17 protein-coding genes are annotated in these 21163 nt (G+C 46.1%); 8 read left to right on the top strand and 9 right to left on the bottom strand.

Annotated features, from left to right (window positions below; translation table 11 throughout):
- The first annotated feature begins 136 nt into the window (after positions 1-136).
- From AB4482_RS18515 to hemN, 4 genes are all read left to right on the top strand, one after another.
- Entirely contained in the window at positions 137-775 is a 639-nt protein-coding gene (locus tag AB4482_RS18515) for a class I SAM-dependent methyltransferase (RefSeq protein ID WP_010433503.1), read from the top strand.
- A complete protein-coding gene (gene yihI, locus AB4482_RS18510) occupies positions 775-1332 on the top strand; it encodes a Der GTPase-activating protein YihI (protein ID WP_017060163.1) in 558 nt (185 codons plus the stop codon). Before AB4482_RS18515 ends, yihI begins: the two co-directional genes overlap by 1 nt.
- 6 nt (positions 1333-1338) lie before the next feature.
- Positions 1339-1827, top strand: a complete 489-nt coding sequence (locus tag AB4482_RS18505) for a DUF2489 domain-containing protein (protein ID WP_017060164.1) — start codon at positions 1339-1341, stop codon at positions 1825-1827.
- A gap of 284 nt (positions 1828-2111) precedes the next feature.
- On the top strand, positions 2112-3503 hold the full coding sequence (gene hemN / locus AB4482_RS18500; protein WP_017065810.1) for an oxygen-independent coproporphyrinogen III oxidase: 1392 nt from the start codon (positions 2112-2114) through the stop codon (positions 3501-3503).
- An 83-nt stretch (positions 3504-3586) separates the two neighbouring features.
- Here hemN and AB4482_RS18495 read toward each other — a convergent pair whose 3' ends face one another.
- The 5 genes from AB4482_RS18495 to glnA all read right to left on the bottom strand — a co-directional run bounded on the left by AB4482_RS18495 (position 3587) and on the right by glnA (position 11235).
- Positions 3587-6169, bottom strand: a complete 2583-nt coding sequence (locus AB4482_RS18495) for a GGDEF and EAL domain-containing protein (RefSeq protein WP_017063058.1) — start codon at positions 6167-6169, stop codon at positions 3587-3589.
- Positions 6170-6277: 108 nt separating this feature from the next.
- Complete coding sequence (gene glnG / locus AB4482_RS18490) at positions 6278-7681, bottom strand: nitrogen regulation protein NR(I) (RefSeq protein WP_017059224.1); 1404 nt, start codon at positions 7679-7681, stop codon at positions 6278-6280.
- A 121-nt stretch (positions 7682-7802) separates the two neighbouring features.
- Positions 7803-8879 (bottom strand): nitrogen regulation protein NR(II), encoded by a 1077-nt coding sequence (gene glnL / locus AB4482_RS18485; protein WP_017079339.1) that lies wholly within the window; start codon positions 8877-8879, stop codon positions 7803-7805.
- Between the two features lie 168 nt (positions 8880-9047).
- On the bottom strand, positions 9048-9611 hold the full coding sequence (locus tag AB4482_RS18480) for a DUF4124 domain-containing protein (protein ID WP_102394311.1): 564 nt from the start codon (positions 9609-9611) through the stop codon (positions 9048-9050).
- A 214-nt stretch (positions 9612-9825) separates the two neighbouring features.
- Positions 9826-11235: a glutamate--ammonia ligase gene (gene glnA / locus AB4482_RS18475; RefSeq protein ID WP_017059221.1), complete on the bottom strand. Its 1410-nt coding sequence runs from the start codon at positions 11233-11235 to the stop codon at positions 9826-9828.
- 562 nt (positions 11236-11797) lie between these two features.
- Here glnA and typA point away from each other — a divergent pair.
- A complete protein-coding gene (gene typA / locus AB4482_RS18470; RefSeq protein ID WP_017059220.1) occupies positions 11798-13633 on the top strand; it encodes a translational GTPase TypA in 1836 nt (611 codons plus the stop codon).
- 180 nt (positions 13634-13813) lie between these two features.
- Here typA and AB4482_RS18465 read toward each other — a convergent pair whose 3' ends face one another.
- Positions 13814-14344: an AAA family ATPase gene (locus AB4482_RS18465; protein WP_136981801.1), complete on the bottom strand. Its 531-nt coding sequence runs from the start codon at positions 14342-14344 to the stop codon at positions 13814-13816.
- A 31-nt stretch (positions 14345-14375) separates the two neighbouring features.
- Positions 14376-15017, bottom strand: coding sequence for a DUF2959 domain-containing protein (locus AB4482_RS18460; protein WP_029235101.1), 642 nt, complete (start codon positions 15015-15017; stop codon positions 14376-14378).
- A 42-nt stretch (positions 15018-15059) separates the two neighbouring features.
- Between AB4482_RS18460 and AB4482_RS18455 the strand changes: the two genes are divergently transcribed.
- From AB4482_RS18455 to AB4482_RS18445, 3 genes are read left to right on the top strand one after another with little or no spacing between them, the layout of a single operon-like run.
- Positions 15060-16001, top strand: a complete 942-nt coding sequence (locus AB4482_RS18455; protein ID WP_229648024.1) for a virulence factor BrkB family protein — start codon at positions 15060-15062, stop codon at positions 15999-16001.
- A complete protein-coding gene (gene dtd, locus AB4482_RS18450; RefSeq protein WP_004735590.1) occupies positions 15973-16407 on the top strand; it encodes a D-aminoacyl-tRNA deacylase in 435 nt (144 codons plus the stop codon). The genes AB4482_RS18455 and dtd overlap by 29 nt, the downstream gene beginning before the upstream one ends.
- 16 nt (positions 16408-16423) lie before the next feature.
- Positions 16424-17359: a bifunctional GNAT family N-acetyltransferase/hotdog fold thioesterase gene (locus AB4482_RS18445; protein ID WP_017065806.1), complete on the top strand. Its 936-nt coding sequence runs from the start codon at positions 16424-16426 to the stop codon at positions 17357-17359.
- Between the two features lie 40 nt (positions 17360-17399).
- On the opposite strand, the gene AB4482_RS18440 is transcribed toward AB4482_RS18445, so the two are convergent.
- Both AB4482_RS18440 and pckA read right to left on the bottom strand, forming a co-directional pair.
- Positions 17400-19370 (bottom strand): AsmA family protein, encoded by a 1971-nt coding sequence (locus tag AB4482_RS18440; RefSeq protein ID WP_372118367.1) that lies wholly within the window; start codon positions 19368-19370, stop codon positions 17400-17402.
- Positions 19371-19524: 154 nt separating this feature from the next.
- Positions 19525-21150 carry a phosphoenolpyruvate carboxykinase (ATP) gene (pckA, locus tag AB4482_RS18435; protein WP_017062492.1) on the bottom strand — a complete coding sequence of 542 codons (1626 nt, stop codon included), beginning with the start codon at positions 21148-21150 and terminating at the stop codon, positions 19525-19527.
- Positions 21151-21163: the final 13 nt, after the last annotated feature.

Here is a 21163-nt window from a genome sequence, read left to right as displayed (position 1 = left end):
GGCCGATATAGGCAGATTTAGAGAGCGATAGGTTTTCCTATCGCTTTTTTTATTGATTTGATGAAAAAACACCCAATACCTCTCCACTATAAACTCAGTTTCTGGTATGTTTCGCATCCCTGTTTAAGGATGTGCTATGTATACTTGTCCCTTATGCCATCACCAAGGCGTGAATCACTATTTTGAAGACAAACGCAGAGCCTATCTGCAGTGTCAGCAATGTGAACTGGTATTTGTTAAACCTGAACAAAGGTTAGAAGCAAAAGAAGAAAAAGCACACTATGATCTCCATGAGAACGATCCTAGTGATGCAGGCTATCGCCGCTTTTTATCTCGCATCGCGGATCCACTAACAGACAAAATTTCATCTAACTCACACGGGTTGGATTTTGGTTGTGGCCCAGGCCCTACGCTATCTATTATGTTAGAAGAAGCCGGACACACCATGGAGTTGTACGATATCTATTACCACCCAGAACCCTCTGTGTTGGAAAAAACGTATGACTTTATGACTGCCACGGAGGTGATAGAGCATCTTTATCACCCAGACAAAGTGTGGCAGCAATGGTTGAATTTAGTTAAACCCAAGGGCTGGATTGGTCTTATGACTAAACTAGTAATAGACGTAGACGCGTTTGCTGGTTGGCACTACAAGAATGACCCGACACATGTCGTCTTCTTTAGTCGTCAAACATTCCAGTTTTTGGCAGAGCGGGATAAGCTCGAACTAGAATTTTTTGGAAATGATGTAATTTTACTGAGGAAAGTGCAGTAATGGGTCGTAGTAAGAAATCAAGAAAGCCGGGAGCACTTGGCGCTCCGGAGCCTATGGTTACTCGTAACCGTAGTGAATCTGATGTTGAAGGTCGTGAACGTAAGCGTGTTAAAAAGCGTAAAGGCCTTAAGTCTGGCAGCCGTCACTCAGATGGTAGCGAAGCAAAACAGCGTAAAGCTGCACAAGCTCGTGATCCACGTTTAGGCAGCAAGAAAAAAATTCCGCTGATCGTTGAACCAGCGAAGAAGCCGACTAAACAAGAGCGCAAGCTATCTAACGAACAAGAGTTAGAGATGCTTGAGAATGACGCTCAACTGAACACACTCCTAGATCGTATCGAAAATGGTGAAAACCTAGGTGCTGGTCTACAGAAGTTTGTTGATGAGAAACTTGATCGTATCGAACACCTAATGGGACGCTTAGGTCTACTAGAGCCAGAAGACGATGAAGAAGAGATCTTCGAAGAAGCACCGGTTGCCTCTAAGAAGAAAGCGAGCTCTGACGAAGACTTGCTATCTCAATTCGAAGATTTCGATTTAGACAGCTTTAAAGGTTAATAGCCAGTGAACGTAACCTTATTAGCAATTGCTGGTGGAATTATCATTCTCGGCTTGGGCTCTTACGCAGGTTACCTTCTACTTCAAGTGAAGAAGCAGACGGAGTTGCAAAAGCAGCATCAAGCACTAGCCATTGAAAAACGCAACGCGACGATTTACGAAAACGTAAATACTTTGTGCTTAGCGGGCATTCAAGGGCAATGTGACTTACCTGAGATCAGTATCCGAGTGTGTATCATTATGGATAATGTTCAGGGTGATGAGCGTGTCGATTTTGATTCTGAGTATCCTGCTCTTTCTGAGCTGTACCATATCGTAAAAGATATGGCTCGCGGAGAGGCAAGACAGGAACTGACGAAGAAAGAGCGCATGCAGCAGAATCTCACGCGCCATAAGGCAGAGACTCGCTTGAATGATGCGGTCATTGAAGATCTGAAAAGGTTGCAAGAGAAGGTTAAACCTCTCAACAACCAAATCAACATTCAGATGATCTAGTCGCTAAGACTATTTAAAATAGAGGCTTGTTTAATACAGGGTGTTCTTGAGACACCTTATCTTTATAGATAGTGTTAAATGAGCCTTCTTACCTTTTGCGTCTCGTTAATCCCGACGCTTTGTTAGTGATCAAGCTAGCAGTTCTGAGTTTTTGTCTAAAAAATTGATTTTGTCTTGGAACGACCTTACAGGTCGTGTGGCAAAATAACCCGTCTATATTTTAATGTATGTAAAATGATTTGAGAGACCTTAGGTTCTCGCGGATCTAAATTGGAAATACCGCTATGTCGAGCAAGCCAGTAACAACGAATCAGCAAATCGTTTGGGATCAAGAGATCTTAAACAAGTACAACTATTCGGGACCTCGTTACACCTCATACCCAACTGCGTTGGAGTTTCATGAAGCGTTTACCGTCGCTGATTACGACATGGCGTGTACTCAATATCCTGAGCGTCCACTCTCTCTTTACGTGCATATCCCGTTCTGCCACAAGCTTTGTTACTACTGTGGTTGTAATAAAGTCATTACTCGTCACTCGCATAAAGCGGATGAGTACCTTGATGTGATTGAACATGAAATCCGCCAACGCGCCTCTTTATTGAATGGCCGTGAAGTGACGCAATTGCACTTCGGTGGTGGTACGCCAACGTTCTTGACCAAAACACAAATCACTCGTTTGATGAGTATTTTGCGTGAAGAGTTTAACTTCACCGCTGACGCTGAAATCAGTATTGAAGTTGACCCGCGTGAGATTGAGCTAGACGTACTTGACCACCTGCGTAACGAAGGCTTCAACCGCCTGAGCATTGGCGTGCAAGACTTCAATAAAGAAGTGCAGAAACTGGTTAACCGTGAGCAAGATGAAGAGTTCATCATTGCGATGGTTAAACGAGCGAAAGAGCTAGGCTTCCGTTCAACTAATCTGGATTTGATCTACGGCCTACCAAAGCAGACTCAAGCTTTGTTCGCTGAAACATTGAAGCAAGTGTTAGAAATGAAGCCGGGCCGTTTATCGGTATTTAACTACGCACACATGCCTCAGCTGTTTGCGGCGCAGCGTAAGATTAAAGACGAAGATCTACCTGAAGCGAAAGAGAAAATGGCTATCTTGCAAGATACCATCGAGACGCTAACGGGAGCGGGTTACCAGTTCATTGGTATGGATCACTTCGCACTACCTGAAGATGAGCTAGCCGTAGCACAGCGTGAAGGTATTCTGCATCGTAACTTCCAAGGCTACACCACCCAAGGTGAAGCTGACTTAATTGGTTTCGGTGTTTCTGCGATTTCTATGGTTGGTGATGCTTACGCACAAAATCAGAAAGAGCTGAAGAAGTACTACGCTCAGGTGAATGACCTGCGTCATGCACTTTGGAAAGGTGTTGCTCTAGACAGTGACGACCTTCTACGTCGTGAAGTGATCAAGCAGCTGATTTGTAACTTCAAGCTTGATAAAACAATGATCGAATCTGAGTTCTCGGTTAACTTTAATCGCTACTTCAAAGAAGATTTAGAGCTTCTACAAACTTTTATCAACGATGAGTTGGTTGAAGTCGATGATAAAGAAATCCGCGTGACTTTGCGTGGCCGCTTGCTGATCCGTAACATCTGTATGTGTTTTGATAAATACCTACGTGCCAAGGCTCGCCAACAGCAATTCTCTCGCGTTATCTAATCGCTCGATAGAGAATAGAACAATAAAAAATGCCAGCATCATGCTGGCATTTTTGTATCTGACTCATTCGATTTCTGCCTGGTTTAGGTGAGACTCTCAGTGGTATTTTGTTTGACCTTGGCACTTTGCTTGGAGTTGATGAGGTCGGTAGGCCATTGGTCAAACGGAACTGGGCGACTGTATAAGAAGCCTTGAGCAAGCGGGCACTGCAGCTGCTTGAGAAGTTCAGCCTGTTGCTGTGTTTCAACGCCCTCTGCCACCAAGCTTACTTTGAAGCCCTTAGTGATGTTAACGATGGCCGCGACGATCGAGCTATCTAGGTTCTCTTTATCAAGTTTGCTGACAAAGCTGCGGTCGATCTTAAGGCAGTCGAATGGCAGTTTGTGTAAGTAAGCCAGTGACGAATAGCCGGTACCAAAGTCATCAATCGCAATTGATATCCCTAGTGCTTTTAGAGTCAGCATGTTATCGATGATGGTCGGGTCGTTGTCGACGATGCGTGATTCGGTGATCTCTAGTGTCAGGTTGCTTGCTGGCAGATTTGTGTCTCGCAACGTGCCTTTTACTTGTTCCACAAAGCCACTTTCACTCAGTTGATCGACCGACAGGTTGACGTGAATCGAGAAGTCCTTGCTCCATTTTCCTGACTCAATCGCGATGGCTGTATCTCGACACGACTTATGCAGAATTTGTTTTCCGATATCGTCAATGAGCCCGCTCTCTTCCGCGAGAGGAATGAACTCGAGTGGCGAGATCACCCCTTCATCCGTTATCCAGCGAGCTAAAGCTTCTGCTCCTATGGTCGAGCCAGATTCCAGATCAATAATAGGCTGATAAAACGGTTCGAACTGTTGAAGCTCAATCGCTCGGTTCATCCGCGCTAACATCTTGGTGCGATGTCTCGATGCTTTGCCCATTTCAAGGCTATAAATACAGACACTGGTTTTGTCTTGTTTCGCATTGCTCAATGCAATGCTGCTGCTGCGTAGCAGGAGTGTAATGTCGTGAAGATTCGAGACATTCACTATCCCCATCGATACCTTAATCACCACGCTTTCCGATTCCATTGAAAATGGGGAAGCGAAGGTTTGAAGTAAGCGGTTAGTCAGCAGCTGAACATCATCGCTTTGCGTTACGTTTGGCGCGTAGATGGCAAACTCATCACCACCAGTGCGAGCTAGTAGGTATTCGGATGGCAGTGTGCCTCTTAAACGAGCGGCCGCAATGATAAGTAGCTGGTCGCCATTGTAATGACCTAGGCTGTCATTGATGTCTCGGAAGCGATCAATACCAATCAAATACAGTGTGCCTTTTTCGTTGTCGGGGTGTTTCTTGGCAGCGTCAATAAAGCCTTCACGGCTGTATAGCTTGGTTAATGAGTCATAGGTAAGTTGAGACTGTAATGCATGAAACGAAGCCTTTAAGTTGTTGGTCATTTCATTGAATGACTCGACCAACATGCTGGTTTCATATATATGCCCTGTTTTTGGCATGCTCGCGTCCCAATCGCCCTTAGCAAGGCGTTTTGCCGCATCCGCTGTCGAGGTGATGGGTTGGGTTGCGCGATTAAAGGCAATTAATCCTGCAATGACCCCAATGCAGCTCAGTGCTAGCCCAAGCAACCAACTGTTTCTTTGATTTTCTGGCAATTCACCGAGCAGATTGCTTTCAGGGATCGACACCCCAATAAACCACGTGAGCCCGTGCTCATCTTCGTATGGGGTGATTTGGTTGAAGTAGCGTTCGTTGTCTAGGCTAAAACTAAAGCGCTGCTCGCCCAAATTCTCGATTAGGTGGAATTGCTCTACGTAGCTAGCACTCTCACGTATGACTGGATTAGCACTCTCTGTTGCTAGTTTGCGTTGCCCTTTGTTGGTTTGTCCTGTGCCCCATGAAACGACACTGCCTCCGCCTGAGTGCGCGACCAAGCGTTGCTGCTTATCGATGATGTAAACAGAGGCATCCGTTCTATCTTTGAGCTTTCTGAGAAACGCATTGAAGGTATTGATTTTGATGTCGCTGACTACGACGGCTTTGAATTCATTATCATCATAGATAGGCGCTAGAGCAGATAAGGTGATTTCTTGACGTTCGTCAGCATTGGCATAAATTGGTGACCATAACGGTTTTTTCTGTGTCGCAATGGGTGTGTACCAAGGACGGATTCTAGGATCGTAACCTGAAATCACCGATCGAATGTCTTCACTAATTTTGCTGCCACGGTAAATGACCAGCTGATCATTGGTGCGTTCGTCTTGCACCATCAAGGTGTAGCCTTTGTTGGCTTCTTTGCGGAAACCGACGTAGTTACCATCTTCAGAACCAAAGCCGATCGCATCGAGTTGAGGTACAGCAGTGTAATGGTCTGAAAACGTATAAAAAATATAGTCTTGGACCTTACTAAGATTGCCTGCTTGATAAAGATGGTGGTAGCCGATGTTATGGCTGAGCGAGAGGTTGGCGTGAAATGGCTTTTCTAAAAAATTAGACAGGCTTTGATGAACATTGTCAGTCAGTGATGTCAGCTGGCGTGCACTAACATCACTCACCATCTCTTTGTAGCTTAGCTTTTGAGTGAAAACCATTACACCCATAGTGAACAGAAAAATCATCACGAATGGCAGAACCACAGCGGTTCTCAAAGTAATTTGTGTTTTCAAAGACATCTTTAGCTACAACTTTGGTGAATAGCGCACTGTAATTGTACCGACACTATTCAAACCAAGCGACACTTTTTTGGTTAAAAAGTAGCTGCATCGAGAATCATATAAGGTCTAGTACAGTTCTTTGAGTTTACGAGTTAGGGTGTTTCTTCCCCATCCCAAAACCTTAGCTGCATCCTGTTTATGACCATTAGTGTGGTGGAGTGCAGCTTCTAGCAGTATACGTTCAAATTCTGGCAGAGCATAAGTTAGCAGCTCTTTTTCTCCTGAATCAAGCGCACATTTCGCCCAATTCGCGAGCAGTTGTTGCCAGTTATCTCCAGTTCCTGAGGTGGTCACGACTTTTTCTTCCAACAATTCCGGTGGTAGATCGGAAGGCAGTATCTCGCTGCCGCTAGCCATCACCGTTAACCAACGACAAATATTCTCAAGCTGACGTACGTTACCAGGCCAATTGAGCTGGTTGAGCTTCAAAATGGTCTCAGGATGCAGTGTCTTCACTTCAACACCGAGCTCTTCGGCGGCGGATGCTAGGAAGTGATGAGTCAGCTTTTCAATGTCTTGTTTACGTTCGCGAAGTGCCGGGATATGGATTCGGATAACGTTGAGTCGGTGGAAAAGGTCTTCACGGAAGTCGCCTTCATGCACTAAGCGCTCAAGATCTTGGTGGGTTGCGGCAACGATACGAACGTCTACCTTAACTGCAGAGTGACCGCCGACACGATAGAACTGACCATCAGAAAGTACACGCAACAAGCGAGTTTGGATATCGAGTGGCATGTCACCGATCTCATCCAGAAATAGGGTGCCGCCGTTGGCTTGTTCAAAGCGTCCTTGGCGAACGCTGTTAGCACCGGTAAAGGCACCTTTTTCGTGGCCAAACAGTTCAGACTCGATCAGATCTTTGGGGATTGCTGCCATGTTCAAGGCAATGAAGGGCTTCTTAGCTCTTGGGCTGTGACGATGCAGAGCGTGAGCGACCAATTCTTTACCGGTACCCGATTCACCATTGATCAGCACGGATATGGATGAGCGAGACAAACGGCCAATCGCTCGGAAAACCTCCTGCATTGCCGGTGCTTCACCGATGATTTCTGGCGCGTTGGTGTCTTCAGCGACCTCACTGGCTTGTTCGCGTTTCTGCTCTTGGCTGTGCGCGATCGCTCGTTCGACTAGAGTCAGTGTTTCATCAATATCGAACGGCTTTGGAAGATATTCAAAGGCGCCTTTTTGATAAGCATTCACCGCCGCATCAAGGTCTGAGTGCGCGGTCATAATGATCACGGGCAGGTCGGGAGAGCGTTGATGAACCTGATGCAACAGCTCAATCCCGTCAATACCGGGCATGCGAATGTCAGACACCAATACGTCCGGTGTCTCGCGCTCAAGCGCAAGCAACACGCTCTCAGCATCAGCAAATGTTTCACACTTAATATCCGCAGATGAAAGTGTTTTCTCTACTACCCAGCGGATAGAGCTGTCGTCATCGACGACCCAAACGTATCCCTTACTCATAATTCAATTCCTTTGCAGCCAAATCTATTGTGATAATCATTGTTGTTTTTATGATGTCTTAATCTTTGTGTTACCGAGCTAAGCCTTTCATCTCGCTGTCCAATAGCGAGGTTCTTATGACCTAAATCGGTAGATAAATCGTGAATGTGGTGTTGCCTGGCCAGCTTTCAACATCAATTTTCCCATTGTGTTGATCGATCAGGTTTTGAGAAATCGATAGCCCCAGCCCTGTGCCACCCTCTCGTCCGCTGACCATTGGGTAAAACAGCGTATCTTTTAAATCATCGGGGATGCCGGGGCCGTTATCGCTGATCTCAATGCGCGCTGCGAGTTTGTGTCGCTGCCCATGAATATTGGCTTGATGCACCGTTCTGGTGCGAATGGTGATTTTCCCTGATTCTTGGGCCTTTAAAATCTGTGCCGCGTTACTCACGATATTGAGCATCGCTTGTTCAACTTGTGCTGAGTCCATCAGAATGTCCGGTAAGCTCGGGTCGTAATCTCGTTCGATGGCGAGCGTTGAACCCGACTCGAGTTCCACGAGCTGTCTGACTTTCTCAAGTATCTGGTGAAGGTTCTCTTCTGATTTAGTCCCCGGCTTCTGTGGGCCAAGCAGACGGTCAACTAATGCTCTTAAGCGGTCGGCTTGCTCAATAATGATCTGCGTATATTCATTAAGAGACTGATCAGGAAGCATTTTCCCAAGTAACTGCGCCGCACCTCTTAAGCCACCGAGTGGATTTTTGATCTCATGTGCTAACCCGCGTACCAGCAACTTAGCCGCTTGTTGTTGTGCATGTTGGTTGAGCTCTTGGCTAAGGCGTCTTTGCTGGTCTATCTTGCGCATCTCAACCAATAACAGCGTCTCTCGCTGCCAAGATATTGGGCTAACCGTGACTTCAAGCATCAGTGGGCGGTTATCAACAACGAAGGTAACGTCACTGTCGGTAATGCTCTGGCCACTTTGTAGCGGTTGCGTCAACAGTGCCAAATCAAGTGAAGCGTGTTGGATAAGTTGGCTCAGTGGATGATCAACGATGCGTCGTGCGCTCTGTGAAAAGAGCTGCTCAGCCGCCGGATTTGCGTATCGGACATACAATTGCTCATCGAGCATTAATGTCGAAGTCACCATATTGTCGAGAATGGCGCTGGAAAGATGGTGTGTATCTATGCTGTCGCTTTTGGCTGATCGATTCACTATTTCGTCCTTGAACTGGTGTTTTTCTCACCGCACCAAATTGGTGCGTAGCTAAGTTCAAGTATGGCGCATATCAACCAGAAGCTAAAGATAATTCATTAGAGTCGCTGAAAGCTGCTTCGATTAGGTGAAAAGTAGAGGTTATTTGGCCTCTTTTAACACATTGGCCTACTTGAGCGTCGCTCGATGTAAATACACGGTGACTGGACTAGTAGATGCAATAAGCTTGCCGCTTCTATGTGCTTGAATTGCAATGGTGTGAGTACCTCGATCGATACCTTTTAATTCCCAAATAGGCTGGGTCTGTGGGGCGCCATATCGACGGCCATCAAGCATCAATTGTAATTGCTCCCCAATACCAAGTTTTCGGTTGAGCTCTATCTGAATCGGGATTAAGCCGCGGTTGTTGCGAATGGTTTGATCATGAACTGGAGTCAGCATGGTGAGGGTTAATTGAGTGGGAACCTCGCGCTCTGTGGTTTCGGTTTCTGCCTGGGTTTTAGCTGGCGTTTTAGTTGTAGAGGAAGCTGCGGCGTCAACCGGAGTCGAGGCCTCAAATTTAGGGGCGGGTGCTGAAGCTTGCACATCTGGCAGGCGAAGAGCCTCGGCATCTTGAGCGCTAGGGTTATCACTAAAGTGGAGCACGCCATCTTCATCTACCCAGGTATACACAGTTTGAGCAGAGCACGAGAGCGCGACTGTTAACCCGATTAGGAACAGTATGTTTTTCATATCTTTAGCCTCTTTTCACCGCTAGGTGATTTCACGTTTGGCGTTGGTTTTATTGTATTTAGCGCGACAGCCTCTGAGGGCTTTTGTCTAAGGTATGGTACGAGGAAGCGGGGGGAGGGAGAATATAAAAAAGGCCCGCCTGCGAGGCGAGCCTAATATTTAGTCAGCGATTCTTACAAGGTTGCAGTAAGAAATGGCTTATCTCTACAGGAGATTAAACTGAGTAGTACAGTTCAAACTCAAGTGGGTGTGTAGCCATGTTCACGCGTTGTACGTCGTCAGATTTCAGAGTGATGTAAGAATCGATGAAATCGTCAGAGAATACGCCGCCAGCTGTTAGGAACTCACGGTCTTCGCTAAGCGCTGCTAGAGCTTCTTGTAGAGATTCTGCAACTGTTGGGATTTCAGCTGCTTCTTCTGCAGGAAGGTCGTATAGATCTTTATCCATAGCTTCGCCTGGGTGAATCTTGTTCTTGATGCCGTCAAGGCCAGCCATAAGCATTGCTGAGTAGCATAGGTATGGGTTAGCTGCTGGGTCACCAAAACGTAGCTCGATACGACGTGCTTTAGGGCTTGGTACTACTGGGATACGGATAGAAGCAGAACGGTTACGTGCTGAGTAAGCAAGCATTACAGGTGCTTCGAAACCAGGTACAAGACGCTTGTACGAGTTAGTTGATGGGTTAGCAAACGCGTTGATTGCACGAGCGTGCTTGATTACACCACCGATGTAGTAAAGAGCCATTTCAGATAGGCCGCCGTACTTATCACCAGCAAACAGGTTAACGCCGTCTTTTGCTAGAGATTGGTGAACGTGCATACCAGAACCGTTGTCACCAACTAGTGGCTTAGGCATGAATGTCGCTGTTTTACCAAATGCGTGAGCAACGTTGTGTACAACGTACTTGTAGATTTGAGTTTCATCAGCTTTCGCTGTTAGCGTGTTGAAGCGAGTAGCGATTTCGTTTTGACCCGCAGTTGCTACTTCATGGTGGTGAGCTTCAACAACTAGGCCCATCTCTTCCATTACTAGACACATTGCTGAACGGATGTCTTGAGATGAATCTACTGGAGCTACTGGGAAGTAACCGCCTTTAACGCCAGGACGGTGACCTTTGTTACCGCCTTCGAAGTCAGAACCTGTGTTCCAAGCTGCTTCTACGTCATCGATCTTGAAGAAAGAACCAGACATGTCGTTTGAGAACTTAACGTCGTCAAATAGGAAGAATTCTGGCTCTGGACCAACTAGAACTGTGTCTGCGATACCTGTAGAACGTAGGTACTCTTCAGAACGTTTAGCGATAGAGCGTGGGTCACGGTCGTAGCCTTGCATTGTTGCAGGCTCAAGGATGTCACAACGGATGTTTAGTGTTGCGTCTTCTGTGAATGGGTCCAGTACAGCAGATGCTGCGTCTGGCATCATTACCATGTCAGATTCGTTAATGCCTTTCCAACCAGCTACTGAAGAGCCGTCAAACATTTTGCCTTCTTCGAAGAAGTCTGCATCAACTTGGTGAGAAGGAATAGAGATATGCTGCTCTTTACCTTTTGTATCAGTAAAACGTAAGTCGATAAATTTAACTTCGTTCTCTTGGATCAGGGATAGTACATTTTCTACTGACATCTTGGATAACCTCCAGTGTTATTAATTCGGTATTAGCTCGATTCGGTTGAAACTAGCATTGATTAATGTCTATAAGTGCATTAATCGATGCTGATTTATCTATAGCCAAAAACGTGCCAAAAAAATTATTCCATTAATTTCAATGATTTACTTGTTTTTCGGTTTTGCTTAATTTGGTTTTTGCACCAAAATGATCTCCGGGCGCACCTTGTTGGTGCAATTATTTGTCTGTGCACCAATATGAGACATAAGCGAGCACCATTCAGCAATGAATTGCCTAAGTTGTCAATCCACTTTTGTTATTTTGCGGGAGATTTGGTTCGCCACTCGCAGGTGATACTTTTTTAGAGTCCTACGAATTGGGCTGTTCAACACTGTACTGAATCAAAGTTAAGCGGATATGAATCGCTAATAAAGAAAAAAGCCCCGGTTCAGATCACATATTTCTGGGTTTTTGTCTAGAATCTGGTATATTATTGACCGTTTTTTAAATCAAGCTAGCGGTTATTATCCAAACTTTTGAGATAAGTGACGGCTACTTTTATGAGTGAATCGAGAATCCATGTCTACTCCACAGATTGATAAGTTAAGAAATATCGCGATCATCGCGCACGTTGACCACGGTAAAACGACTTTGGTTGATAAACTGCTACAACAGTCAGGCACTCTTGAGTCTCGTGGTGAAGCTGAAGAGCGTGTCATGGATTCGAATGACATCGAAAAAGAGCGTGGCATTACCATTCTTGCTAAGAACACAGCAATCAACTGGAATGATTACCGCATCAACATCGTAGATACTCCGGGACACGCGGACTTCGGTGGTGAAGTTGAGCGTATCATGTCTATGGTTGACTCTGTTCTGCTTATCGTTGACGCAGTTGATGGCCCAATGCCTCAAACTCGTTTTGTAACGCAAAAAGCATTCGCACACGGTCTTAAGCCAATCGTTGTAATCAACAAGATTGACCGCCCAGGCGCTCGTCCTGATTGGGTTATGGATCAAGTATTCGACCTTTTCGACAACCTAGGTGCTACTGATGAGCAACTAGACTTCACAGTTGTTTACGCTTCAGCTCTGAACGGTTGGGCAACAATGACTGAAGGCGAAACTGGCGAGAACATGGAACCATTGTTCCAAGCTGTTGTTGATACAGTAGACGCGCCTGCAGTTGACCTTGACGGTCCACTACAAATGCAAATTTCGCAACTTGATTACAGCTCTTACGTAGGTGTTATCGGTGTTGCTCGTGTTACTCGTGGTTCTGTTAAACCAAACCAACAAGTAACTATCGTAAATGCAGAAGGCAAAAAACGTAACGGTAAAGTAGGTACAGTTCTTGGTTACCTAGGTCTTGACCGTCACGAAGTTGAGCAAGCTAACGCTGGCGACATCATTGCAATCACTGGTCTTGGTGAGCTGAAAATTTCAGACACTATCTGTGACGTAAACAATGTTGAAGCAATGACTCCGCTTTCTGTTGATGAACCAACAGTAACAATGACGTTCCAAGTAAACACTTCTCCGTTCGCGGGTAAAGAAGGTAAGTTCGTTACTTCACGTAACATCCTTGAGCGTCTAGAGAAAGAACTAGTACACAACGTTGCACTACGTGTTGAAGAAACTGATAACCCAGATCGTTTCCGTGTTTCAGGTCGTGGTGAACTTCACCTATCTATCCTGATCGAAAACATGCGTCGTGAAGGTTTCGAGCTAGCTGTATCTCGTCCAGAAGTTATCATCAAGAAAGACGAAGATGGCAACCTAACTGAACCGTTTGAAACTGTGACTATCGACGTGCTTGAAGAGCACCAAGGTGGCATCATGGAAAACATCGGTCTACGTAAAGGTGAGCTAACTGATATGTCTCCAGATGGCAAAGGCCGTGTTCGCATGGACTTCATGATGCCTTCTCGTGGTCTTATCGGTTTCCAAACTGAGTTCCTAACTCTAACGTCTGGTTCTGGTCTTCTTTACCACTCATTTGATCACTACGGTCCTCACAAAGGCGGCGTAATCGGTCAACGTAACAACGGTGTTCTAATCTCGAACGCAACTGGTAAAGCTCTGACTTACGCACTATTCAACCTACAAGAACGTGGTCGTCTATTTGCTGAGCACGCGGATGAAGTATACGAAGGTCAAATCATCGGTATTCACAACCGTTCAAACGACCTAACAGTAAACTGTCTGAAAGGTAAGCAGCTAACGAACGTTCGTGCATCTGGTACTGATGAAGCACAGGTTCTTTCGCCACCTATCCGTCACACTCTAGAGCAAGCTCTTGAGTTCATCGACGAAGACGAACTAGTAGAAGTAACGCCAGTAAGCATTCGTATCCGTAAGAAGCTTCTTACTGAAAACGAACGTAAGCGTGCAGCACGTCCAGCTAAGGCTTAATTGCCAGCTGACTAGCTTCTAGCTAACAAGCAATACGTTTTAGAATAAGTAAGAAAGCCCCGAGTAGCCTAGCTGCTCGGGGCTTTTGTTTTTTAGTTTGTTTAGATACGGTTAAACGAGATACGAAGAGTGTTTAAGTCTTCGTCATCCTCAAGAGGGAGGAACGACCGAGTTGGGGATCTAGCTTTTGATACATAAGTAACGCTCAACGAATTGAAGCCGTTCTTCGACTGGCATAAACGGCACTTCAACCACCTCATAGCCAAGTTCTTGGTAGACTCTTTCTAACGCGTGGTGAATCTCTAGCGCCTCCTCAAACGGATAAGGTCTCACATCATCTTGTACATAAATTGAAGCCTCAGGGCGACAGAACAACACTTGGGGGTGATAACCTTGGCTCGCTTCTCGGTAGGTTGTGTTTATCTCTAGTTTCGCCTGAGCCAAATAGCCACAAATGTCTGGAATGGCACGATCGAGAAAGGCAACAGGATGCTGACTGGCTTGGTCTTTGTGTTCGCTCATGACGGTTAAACATAGGCGAGCAAAGCCTGGAAGGTCTAACCAAGGTAAGATACCGTTCTCAAGTTGACTCTGCTGTTCGATTAACTGGCGAGAGGACTCAGCGAATATCGGGTAACCCATGTCACCCAAGGCATTAATTAGTGTGGTTTTTCCAGCGCCTGGGCCGCCAGTAACAATGATTGGGTTCATACGGGTTTATCTTAATTCGCTTCTAATGGCACTACTTCTGATTGAGTTGAGCTAGGAATTTATCCGACTCTGCTATTGCCGCATTCATCTGCTCTATTGCATAGGCGATGTCTTTTTCTAAGCTCATAAACTCACCTTGCAGCGAGCCGACAGCGCTCGCATTGAGGTTGTGCTTCAAGTAAAGCGTGTTGTCGCGAAGGGTATTGAGCACTGGGTCCATTTTCTTCTCGGCGCGCTTCATTGCTGACAGCATCGTTTGGTAAGACAATTTAGTTTCACGAAGTTTTTGCTCGCTCGAGCGGCGCAGTGAATCACTGGTGTAGAGATCTAACTCACTCTGCCACTCTTCAAACAGCGCATCCGACACATCTTCAATCGCAGCAATGCGGTCACTGACATTTTGCGCGGCTTTCTCGCTGTCTTGGTATTTATCATTGATTTGGTTGTACATGTCTTCAAGGTCGCCGCCACTGAAATTAGTCAGGCTACTCAAGGCTTCAAGTGCGCTGGTAAACTCTTCCTGAGCATCCTGCTGCGACTCTTTAGCGTCTTCCACTCTATCGACCATAATGTCACGCTTGTGGTAACCCACTTGCTCCATGGCGGAGTAATAAGCTGACTGGCATCCAGTAAGAGTAAAAATAGAGAGGACTATAACTATTAAATAAGGCATCCTAGTTTCCTATAGTTAAGTAACGGAATATTAATTAGGACTATGAACGAGTTACAAGGGAGTTACAAGTTGAAGATAAAAAAGGTCGCCACACTCAGTATTCAGTTTTCTCGCTATCTTTTGGCGCGAATGACGCACGATAGAGTCAACGTGAATGCGGGCTACTTGGCGTACATTACTTTGCTCTCGATCGTACCGATGTTGACGGTTCTGCTCTCTATCTTGTCATCATTTTCCATCTTTGCTGATGTTGGTATCGTGATTCAAAACTTCGTTATTATCAACTTTGTTCCAGCGTCAGGAGATGCGGTGCACGGTGCCTTGCTCGAGTTTGTTGCCAACACGGGTAAGATGACGGCGGTCGGTAGTGTGTTCTTGTTCATTGCGGCACTGATGTTGATCTCGAATATCGATAAGAACCTAAACTACATCTGGCGTGTTAATGAGAAGCGACGTGCGGTATTGTCGTTCTCAATGTACTGGATGGTGCTAACACTTGGGCCGATCTTGGTTGGGGCGAGTATTGCTGCCACTTCGTATGTGACATCGCTCAGTCTGCTACAAAATGAAGTCGTATCTGGCGCCTTTAATACCGTAATTCGCAAACTGCCTTTGATTCTCTCTTTCTTTGCGTTTTTCGGTCTGTACCTGTTGGTTCCCAACAAAAAGATACACTTTTCCCATGCGGCTGCAGGTTCTCTAGTGGCGGCTCTGTTGTTCGAACTCAGTAAGAAAGGCTTCGCGGCCTACATTACTCAATTCCCTTCTTACCAGTTGATTTATGGCGCATTGGCGGCAATACCAATTCTTTTTGTCTGGGTTTATTTGTGCTGGTTGATTGTGCTGGTGGGTGCTGAGGTGACCGCTGCATTGGGTGAGCAGGAACAGTGGAGTGACTCGAAAGAAATGGTACACTCTTCGGATAACGACAAAATCACAGAGCAAGGAAACAACAGTGATAGCACTGATCCAGAGAGTAAGTGAAGCTGCCGTCCGTGTTGATGGCGAAGTAGTTGGTGAGATTGAACAAGGCTTATTAGTTTTGTTAGGCGTAGAAAAAGGTGACGACGAAGCCAAAGCCAAACGTTTGATGGAACGAGTGACCACTTATCGTGTCTTTGGAGACGAAGACGATAAAATGAACCTCAACGTGAAGCAAGTAGAAGGTAAGGTATTAGTGGTGTCTCAATTCACTCTGCCGGCCGATACCAAGAAAGGGACTCGAGCAGGGTTCTCTCGTGGTGCTCACCCAGAAGATGCTGAGCGTCTTTATAACTATTTCTCTGACCAGTGTGAATCAGTGTTACCAACGGAACGTGGCCGATTCGCAGCCGACATGAAAGTGTCTTTGGTTAATGATGGCCCAGTGACATTCTGGCTGCAGGTTTAGGCTTAAAGGAATAAGCATGTTTAAACTCATAACACCAACCACCGAAAATCAGCTAAACAAGTATTACCATTTTCGTTGGCAGATGCTCCGTGAACCTTGGCGAATGCCGGTAGGTTCTGAGCGCGATGAATATGACCCAATGAGTCACCATCGCATGATCGTTGATGGTCGGGGTCGCCCGATGGCGATTGGTCGTCTGTATATCACCCCAGATCTGGAAGGTCAGATCCGCTACATGGCGGTGAAGAAATCTCGCCAAAGTAAAGGCATGGGTTCGTTGATTCTAGTCGCACTTGAGTCATTGGCTCGCCAAGAAGGTGCTAAGCGCTTGGTGTGTAATGCACGTGAAGATGCGATCTCATTCTATGAGAAGAATGAATTTGAACGTCGCGGTGAGATTAACGATCAACGTGGCCCTGTGCGTCACCAACAGATGGTTAAGCATCTTGACCCAATGGCAGACGTTCTGCGTAAGCCTGAGTGGTGTAATGAGCTTCAGCAGCGCTGGGAACATCAGATCCCGATCAGTGACAAGATGGGCATCAAGATCAACCAATACACGGGTTATCAGTTTGAGTGTAGCGCTCAGTTGAATCCCAACCTTAACCCTCATAACACCATGTTTGCAGGCTCTGCCTTTACCTTAGCGACCTTAACTGGTTGGGGGATGACTTGGTTATTGATGAAAGAACGCGGGCTGACCGGTGATATCGTGCTGGCAGACAGTAATATTCGTTATCGTCACCCGGTTGAGCAAAACCCTGTTGCCTCTACTTCATTGGATGGGATCAGTGGTGACTTGGACCGCCTTGCGTCAGGAAGAAAGGCACGTATCATCATTCACGTGACCATTCATAGCGGCGATGTGGAAGCGGTAGAGTTTACGGGAACCTATATGCTGATCCCTGACTACAAAAAGCGATTATCAACAGACTCCAACGTAAACGTATAGCTGACACTGGCTAACAGATACAGATTAAAGATACAAGGCGCTACTCCTGAGGAGTGGCGTTTTTTTGTTGGCAGTCGTTAATCTCCGAATACTCAGCTTGGGTGAGCTTTCCTGAGATTTGATGGCATGGGTCCGATAGGGTAATCGAGAGGGTGTGTTGCTCAGCTTTAAGCAAGTCGAGTTCTCCAGAAGCCTCGCCATTGAGCGTTTGAACCCTTTGTTCGCCTTGCTCTGCTGATGATGCACCAATAATATGCATCGGTTCGAGAGTGAAGCGCCCACGGTCAAAATGCGCATTAAGCTCTGGAATTTCAAACACGTTATCAGTCGATGTTTCAGAAAGCTTGTCATTAAAGGTCATCACACCCTGGCGAACGCTGCCAGTGAGTTGCCCTGTGGTTGAGTAACCGAGCATCAGTGAGTCGCCATATAAACCTGCGGCTTGAAGTTCAAACTCGCCATAGCCGGTTGCATCGAGTGGTAATTCAAGTCGCTGCAGCATAGGCGCAATGGGTAACCCATCGGCAGAAATATCTAAGCTCCATGGCTTGCTGATTTGGTTAAAATCGAGCGTTGCATTGGCTTCAATGTAGCCATTCCTGAGTGGTGCAAACAGACGAGTCAGCGTCCATTTTCCTTGTTCGCTATTCATCTCAACCACAGGCTGTGCGCTGAGAATATTTTGGTAGCTGGCATCATTGGCGCTCGCCATCAGCTTCCCTTGCCATAAGCCCAGTTTTCTATCTTGCAGCAGTTGAACTTGATGCCCCTCGACATGTAATCCAGAGACCTGCCAGTAAGGCGTTTGTGCTAGTTGGATAAGTTGGCTGCGTTCTATATTAAGTCGGTTAATCTCGACGTTCTGGAGTTGTGTAAGCCAAGGTATTAGTCGAGCTGCGACTAGAGGGCTATCTTGGTTTTCGGTAATCCACTTGATGCCTTGTAGGTCGAGTTGCGCTAATTCAATGCTGCTAGGGGTGACTTCGCCATTGAGCTGAACAGTGCCTTGCAGGAATTGAGTATAGAAATCTTCAATCAGAATCTGGTTTGTTTCTAGATTGAGCTTGAGGCTTGGCTCGATGAACATGTCATCATCAATGGTCACTCCTTCAGCTTGCAGAGAAAAAATGGCTTTCTGTTGTTTCCAGATTTCAAAAGGCAGTTGGATATTTTCTAGTGAGGCATCAAAGGCAGCGAGGTGCCCATCTTGCCACTCTACGTCGCTGCGTAGAATATCTAAGCTATTGATGTGATTGATCTGAATACCTGCCACATCCCATTCTTTGCTTAGTAGGTTTTGGGTCTGCTTCTGATTGAGTCGTAATCCATCGACGGTCACGTTCACCAACGACCAATCTTGTTGATACTGCTCTGCTTGACCGGAAATCTTGGCGCCACGCCAGTCAAATGAAGCACCATAAAGCGTGCTATCGCTAGGTTTTAAGTCTAGGTCAATCAACAGATTATCGAATGCTTCACCTTGCCAATACAGTTGTGAGGCAGAGAGTTGGGTTTTTCCATAAGGGAGAAGTGAGTTGTCGTTGTTCCATTTTGGGGCGGAGATCTGCAGGTCGATGCCTCGCGCATTAAACTCTGGCGTCGAAAAGTCGAGATTGTTGATGGCCAGCTGGTGGAGCTTGATGTTTGGTTGGGTAAATAAAGAAGTCAGTGTTTTTAGATCGTCTGCCTCTAATTGTAGGCCGCTGATCAAAACAGATTCAAAGACCAGTTTGGCCTCTGTCATCGAGCTGGGGCTGAACCAAAGATCGATCTTGTCGATATACAGAGGTGTTTGCTTTTCTGGTTGGCTTTGGGTAATGCCCATTAAGGTGATGTGATAAGGCGCCTGATACTCAACATCTTCAATGAATACAGGTTGTTCAATCGTATGTTTGATAAAAAAGTTGGCAACATCCGCACGGTATTGGGTCTGCAGGCTTAATAGCAGCGCTGCGATAGTTGCAACGGCGATAGCCAACACAATGCCGAACACCATGAATACCTTTTTCATTCCCTGAAAGCCTTAAATTTCAATAGTCTTAAAACAGAGTGGAACAAAAAGGGTCAAGCATCAACAAAAAAGCCCCTCAAAAGAGGGGCTTGCTACAAAAATATCATTTTAAATTGGGCGTTTGCTTTTGGCTAAGCCCGAGCAGATGGTTGGATTAGTCCAGTTGAGGACCAGCTGCAACCAGTGACTTACCTTCAGCGTTGTCTGTGTACTTATCAAAGTTGTTGATGAAGCGCTCGGCTAGATCTTTCGCTTTGCTTTCCCATTGTAGAGGGTCAGTGTACGTATCGCGTGGGTCAAGGATCGCTGGGTCAACATCGTGCAGCGCTAGTGGCACTTCTAGGTTAAACATAGGGATAACCTTAGTTTCAGCGTTGTCGATTGAGCCATCTAGGATAGCGTCGATGATGCCTCGCGTATCTTGGATAGAGATACGTTTACCAGTACCGTTCCAACCTGTGTTCACTAGGTAAGCTTCAGCGCCGGCTGCTTCCATACGCTTCACAAGCACTTCAGCGTACTGAGTTGGGTGGAGAGTTAAGAATGCCGCACCAAATGCAGCAGAGAACGTTGGCGTTGGCTCAGTAATACCACGCTCAGTGCCCGCTAGTTTTGCAGTGAAGCCAGATAGGAAGTGGTACTTCGTTTGCTCTGGAGTCAGTTTAGAAACGGGTGGCAGTACACCGAATGCATCAGCAGTCAGGAAGATAACCTTTTGAGCGTGACCGGCTTTTGATACTGGTTTAACGATGTTATCGATGTGGTGAATCGGGTAAGAAACACGAGTGTTCTCAGTTTTTGAACCGTCATCAAAATCGATAGAACCATCACCACGAACTGTTACGTTTTCTAGTAGTGCATCACGACGGATTGCATTGTAGATTTCAGGTTCTGCTTCTTTAGATAGACGAATCGTCTTCGCGTAACAACCACCTTCGAAGTTGAAGATACCATCGTCATCCCAACCGTGCTCATCATCACCGATTAGCTCACGCTTAGGATCGGTTGAAAGCGTAGTTTTACCTGTACCAGATAGACCGAAGAAGATGGCTACATCGCCTTTCTCGCCGACGTTTGCACTACAGTGCATTGAAGCAATGCCTTGCAGAGGAAGCAGGTAGTTCATCATTGCGAACATGCCTTTCTTCATCTCACCGCCGTACCAAGTACCACCGATGATTTGAACGCGCTCTGTTAGGTTGAAAGCAACGAAGTTTTCAGAGTTTAGACCCTGCTTTTCCCAGTTAGGGTTAGTTGTTTTAGCACCGTTCATTACCACGAAATCAGGTTCGAACGTTGCTAGCTCTTCGTCAGTTGGACGAATGAACATGTTCTTAACGAAGTGCGCTTGCCACGCTACTTCAGTGATAATACGCACGCTTAAGCGCGTATCAGGGTTAGCACCACAATAACCGTCGATGACAAACAGGCGCTTGCCAGATAGCTGAGTTGTCACAAGCTCTTTCAGCTCATTCCATACTTCAGTTGTAATCGGTTTGTTGTCATTTTTGCCTTGATCTGACCACCACATGGTATCGCGGGTCGTGTCATCTTTAACAATGTACTTATCTTTTGGTGAGCGGCCAGTAAAGATACCAGTGTCTACCGCAACAGAGCCTAGTTCCGTTACTACGCCTTTTTCGTAGCCTTCCAAACCTGGCAGTGTTTCTTCAACGAATAACTGCTCGTAGCTAGGATTACGAAGAACTTCAGTAACGCCAGTCAGTCCGTGCTTAGTTAGATCAATTTGTGCAGCCTTTGTATGTTCCATAACGGTCATAGGTGCTCCTTGT

This window comes from Vibrio sp. 10N.222.55.C7 (genome assembly GCF_041473335.1).
Classification (GTDB): Bacteria; Pseudomonadota; Gammaproteobacteria; order Enterobacterales; family Vibrionaceae; genus Vibrio; species Vibrio crassostreae_C.
The sequence above is the reverse complement of the archived record's forward strand: the minus strand, read 5'-3'. Positions and strand labels throughout refer to the sequence as shown.

Coding starts and splice junctions, on each gene's coding strand:
- AB4482_RS18515 (WP_010433503.1), top strand. CDS start 137: ATGTATACTTGTCCCTTATGCCATCACCAAGGCGTGAATCACTATTTT.
- yihI (WP_017060163.1), top strand. CDS start 775: ATGGGTCGTAGTAAGAAATCAAGAAAGCCGGGAGCACTTGGCGCTCCG.
- hemN (WP_017065810.1), top strand. CDS start 2,112: ATGTCGAGCAAGCCAGTAACAACGAATCAGCAAATCGTTTGGGATCAA.
- AB4482_RS18495 (WP_017063058.1), bottom strand. CDS start 6,169: ATGTCTTTGAAAACACAAATTACTTTGAGAACCGCTGTGGTTCTGCCA.
- glnG (WP_017059224.1), bottom strand. CDS start 7,681: ATGAGTAAGGGATACGTTTGGGTCGTCGATGACGACAGCTCTATCCGC.
- AB4482_RS18480 (WP_102394311.1), bottom strand. CDS start 9,611: ATGAAAAACATACTGTTCCTAATCGGGTTAACAGTCGCGCTCTCGTGC.
- glnA (WP_017059221.1), bottom strand. CDS start 11,235: ATGTCAGTAGAAAATGTACTATCCCTGATCCAAGAGAACGAAGTTAAA.
- typA (WP_017059220.1), top strand. CDS start 11,798: ATGTCTACTCCACAGATTGATAAGTTAAGAAATATCGCGATCATCGCG.
- AB4482_RS18465 (WP_136981801.1), bottom strand. CDS start 14,344: ATGAACCCAATCATTGTTACTGGCGGCCCAGGCGCTGGAAAAACCACA.
- AB4482_RS18460 (WP_029235101.1), bottom strand. CDS start 15,017: ATGCCTTATTTAATAGTTATAGTCCTCTCTATTTTTACTCTTACTGGA.
- AB4482_RS18455 (WP_229648024.1), top strand. CDS start 15,060: ATGAACGAGTTACAAGGGAGTTACAAGTTGAAGATAAAAAAGGTCGCC.
- AB4482_RS18445 (WP_017065806.1), top strand. CDS start 16,424: ATGTTTAAACTCATAACACCAACCACCGAAAATCAGCTAAACAAGTAT.
- AB4482_RS18440 (WP_372118367.1), bottom strand. CDS start 19,370: ATGAAAAAGGTATTCATGGTGTTCGGCATTGTGTTGGCTATCGCCGTT.
- pckA (WP_017062492.1), bottom strand. CDS start 21,150: ATGACCGTTATGGAACATACAAAGGCTGCACAAATTGATCTAACTAAG.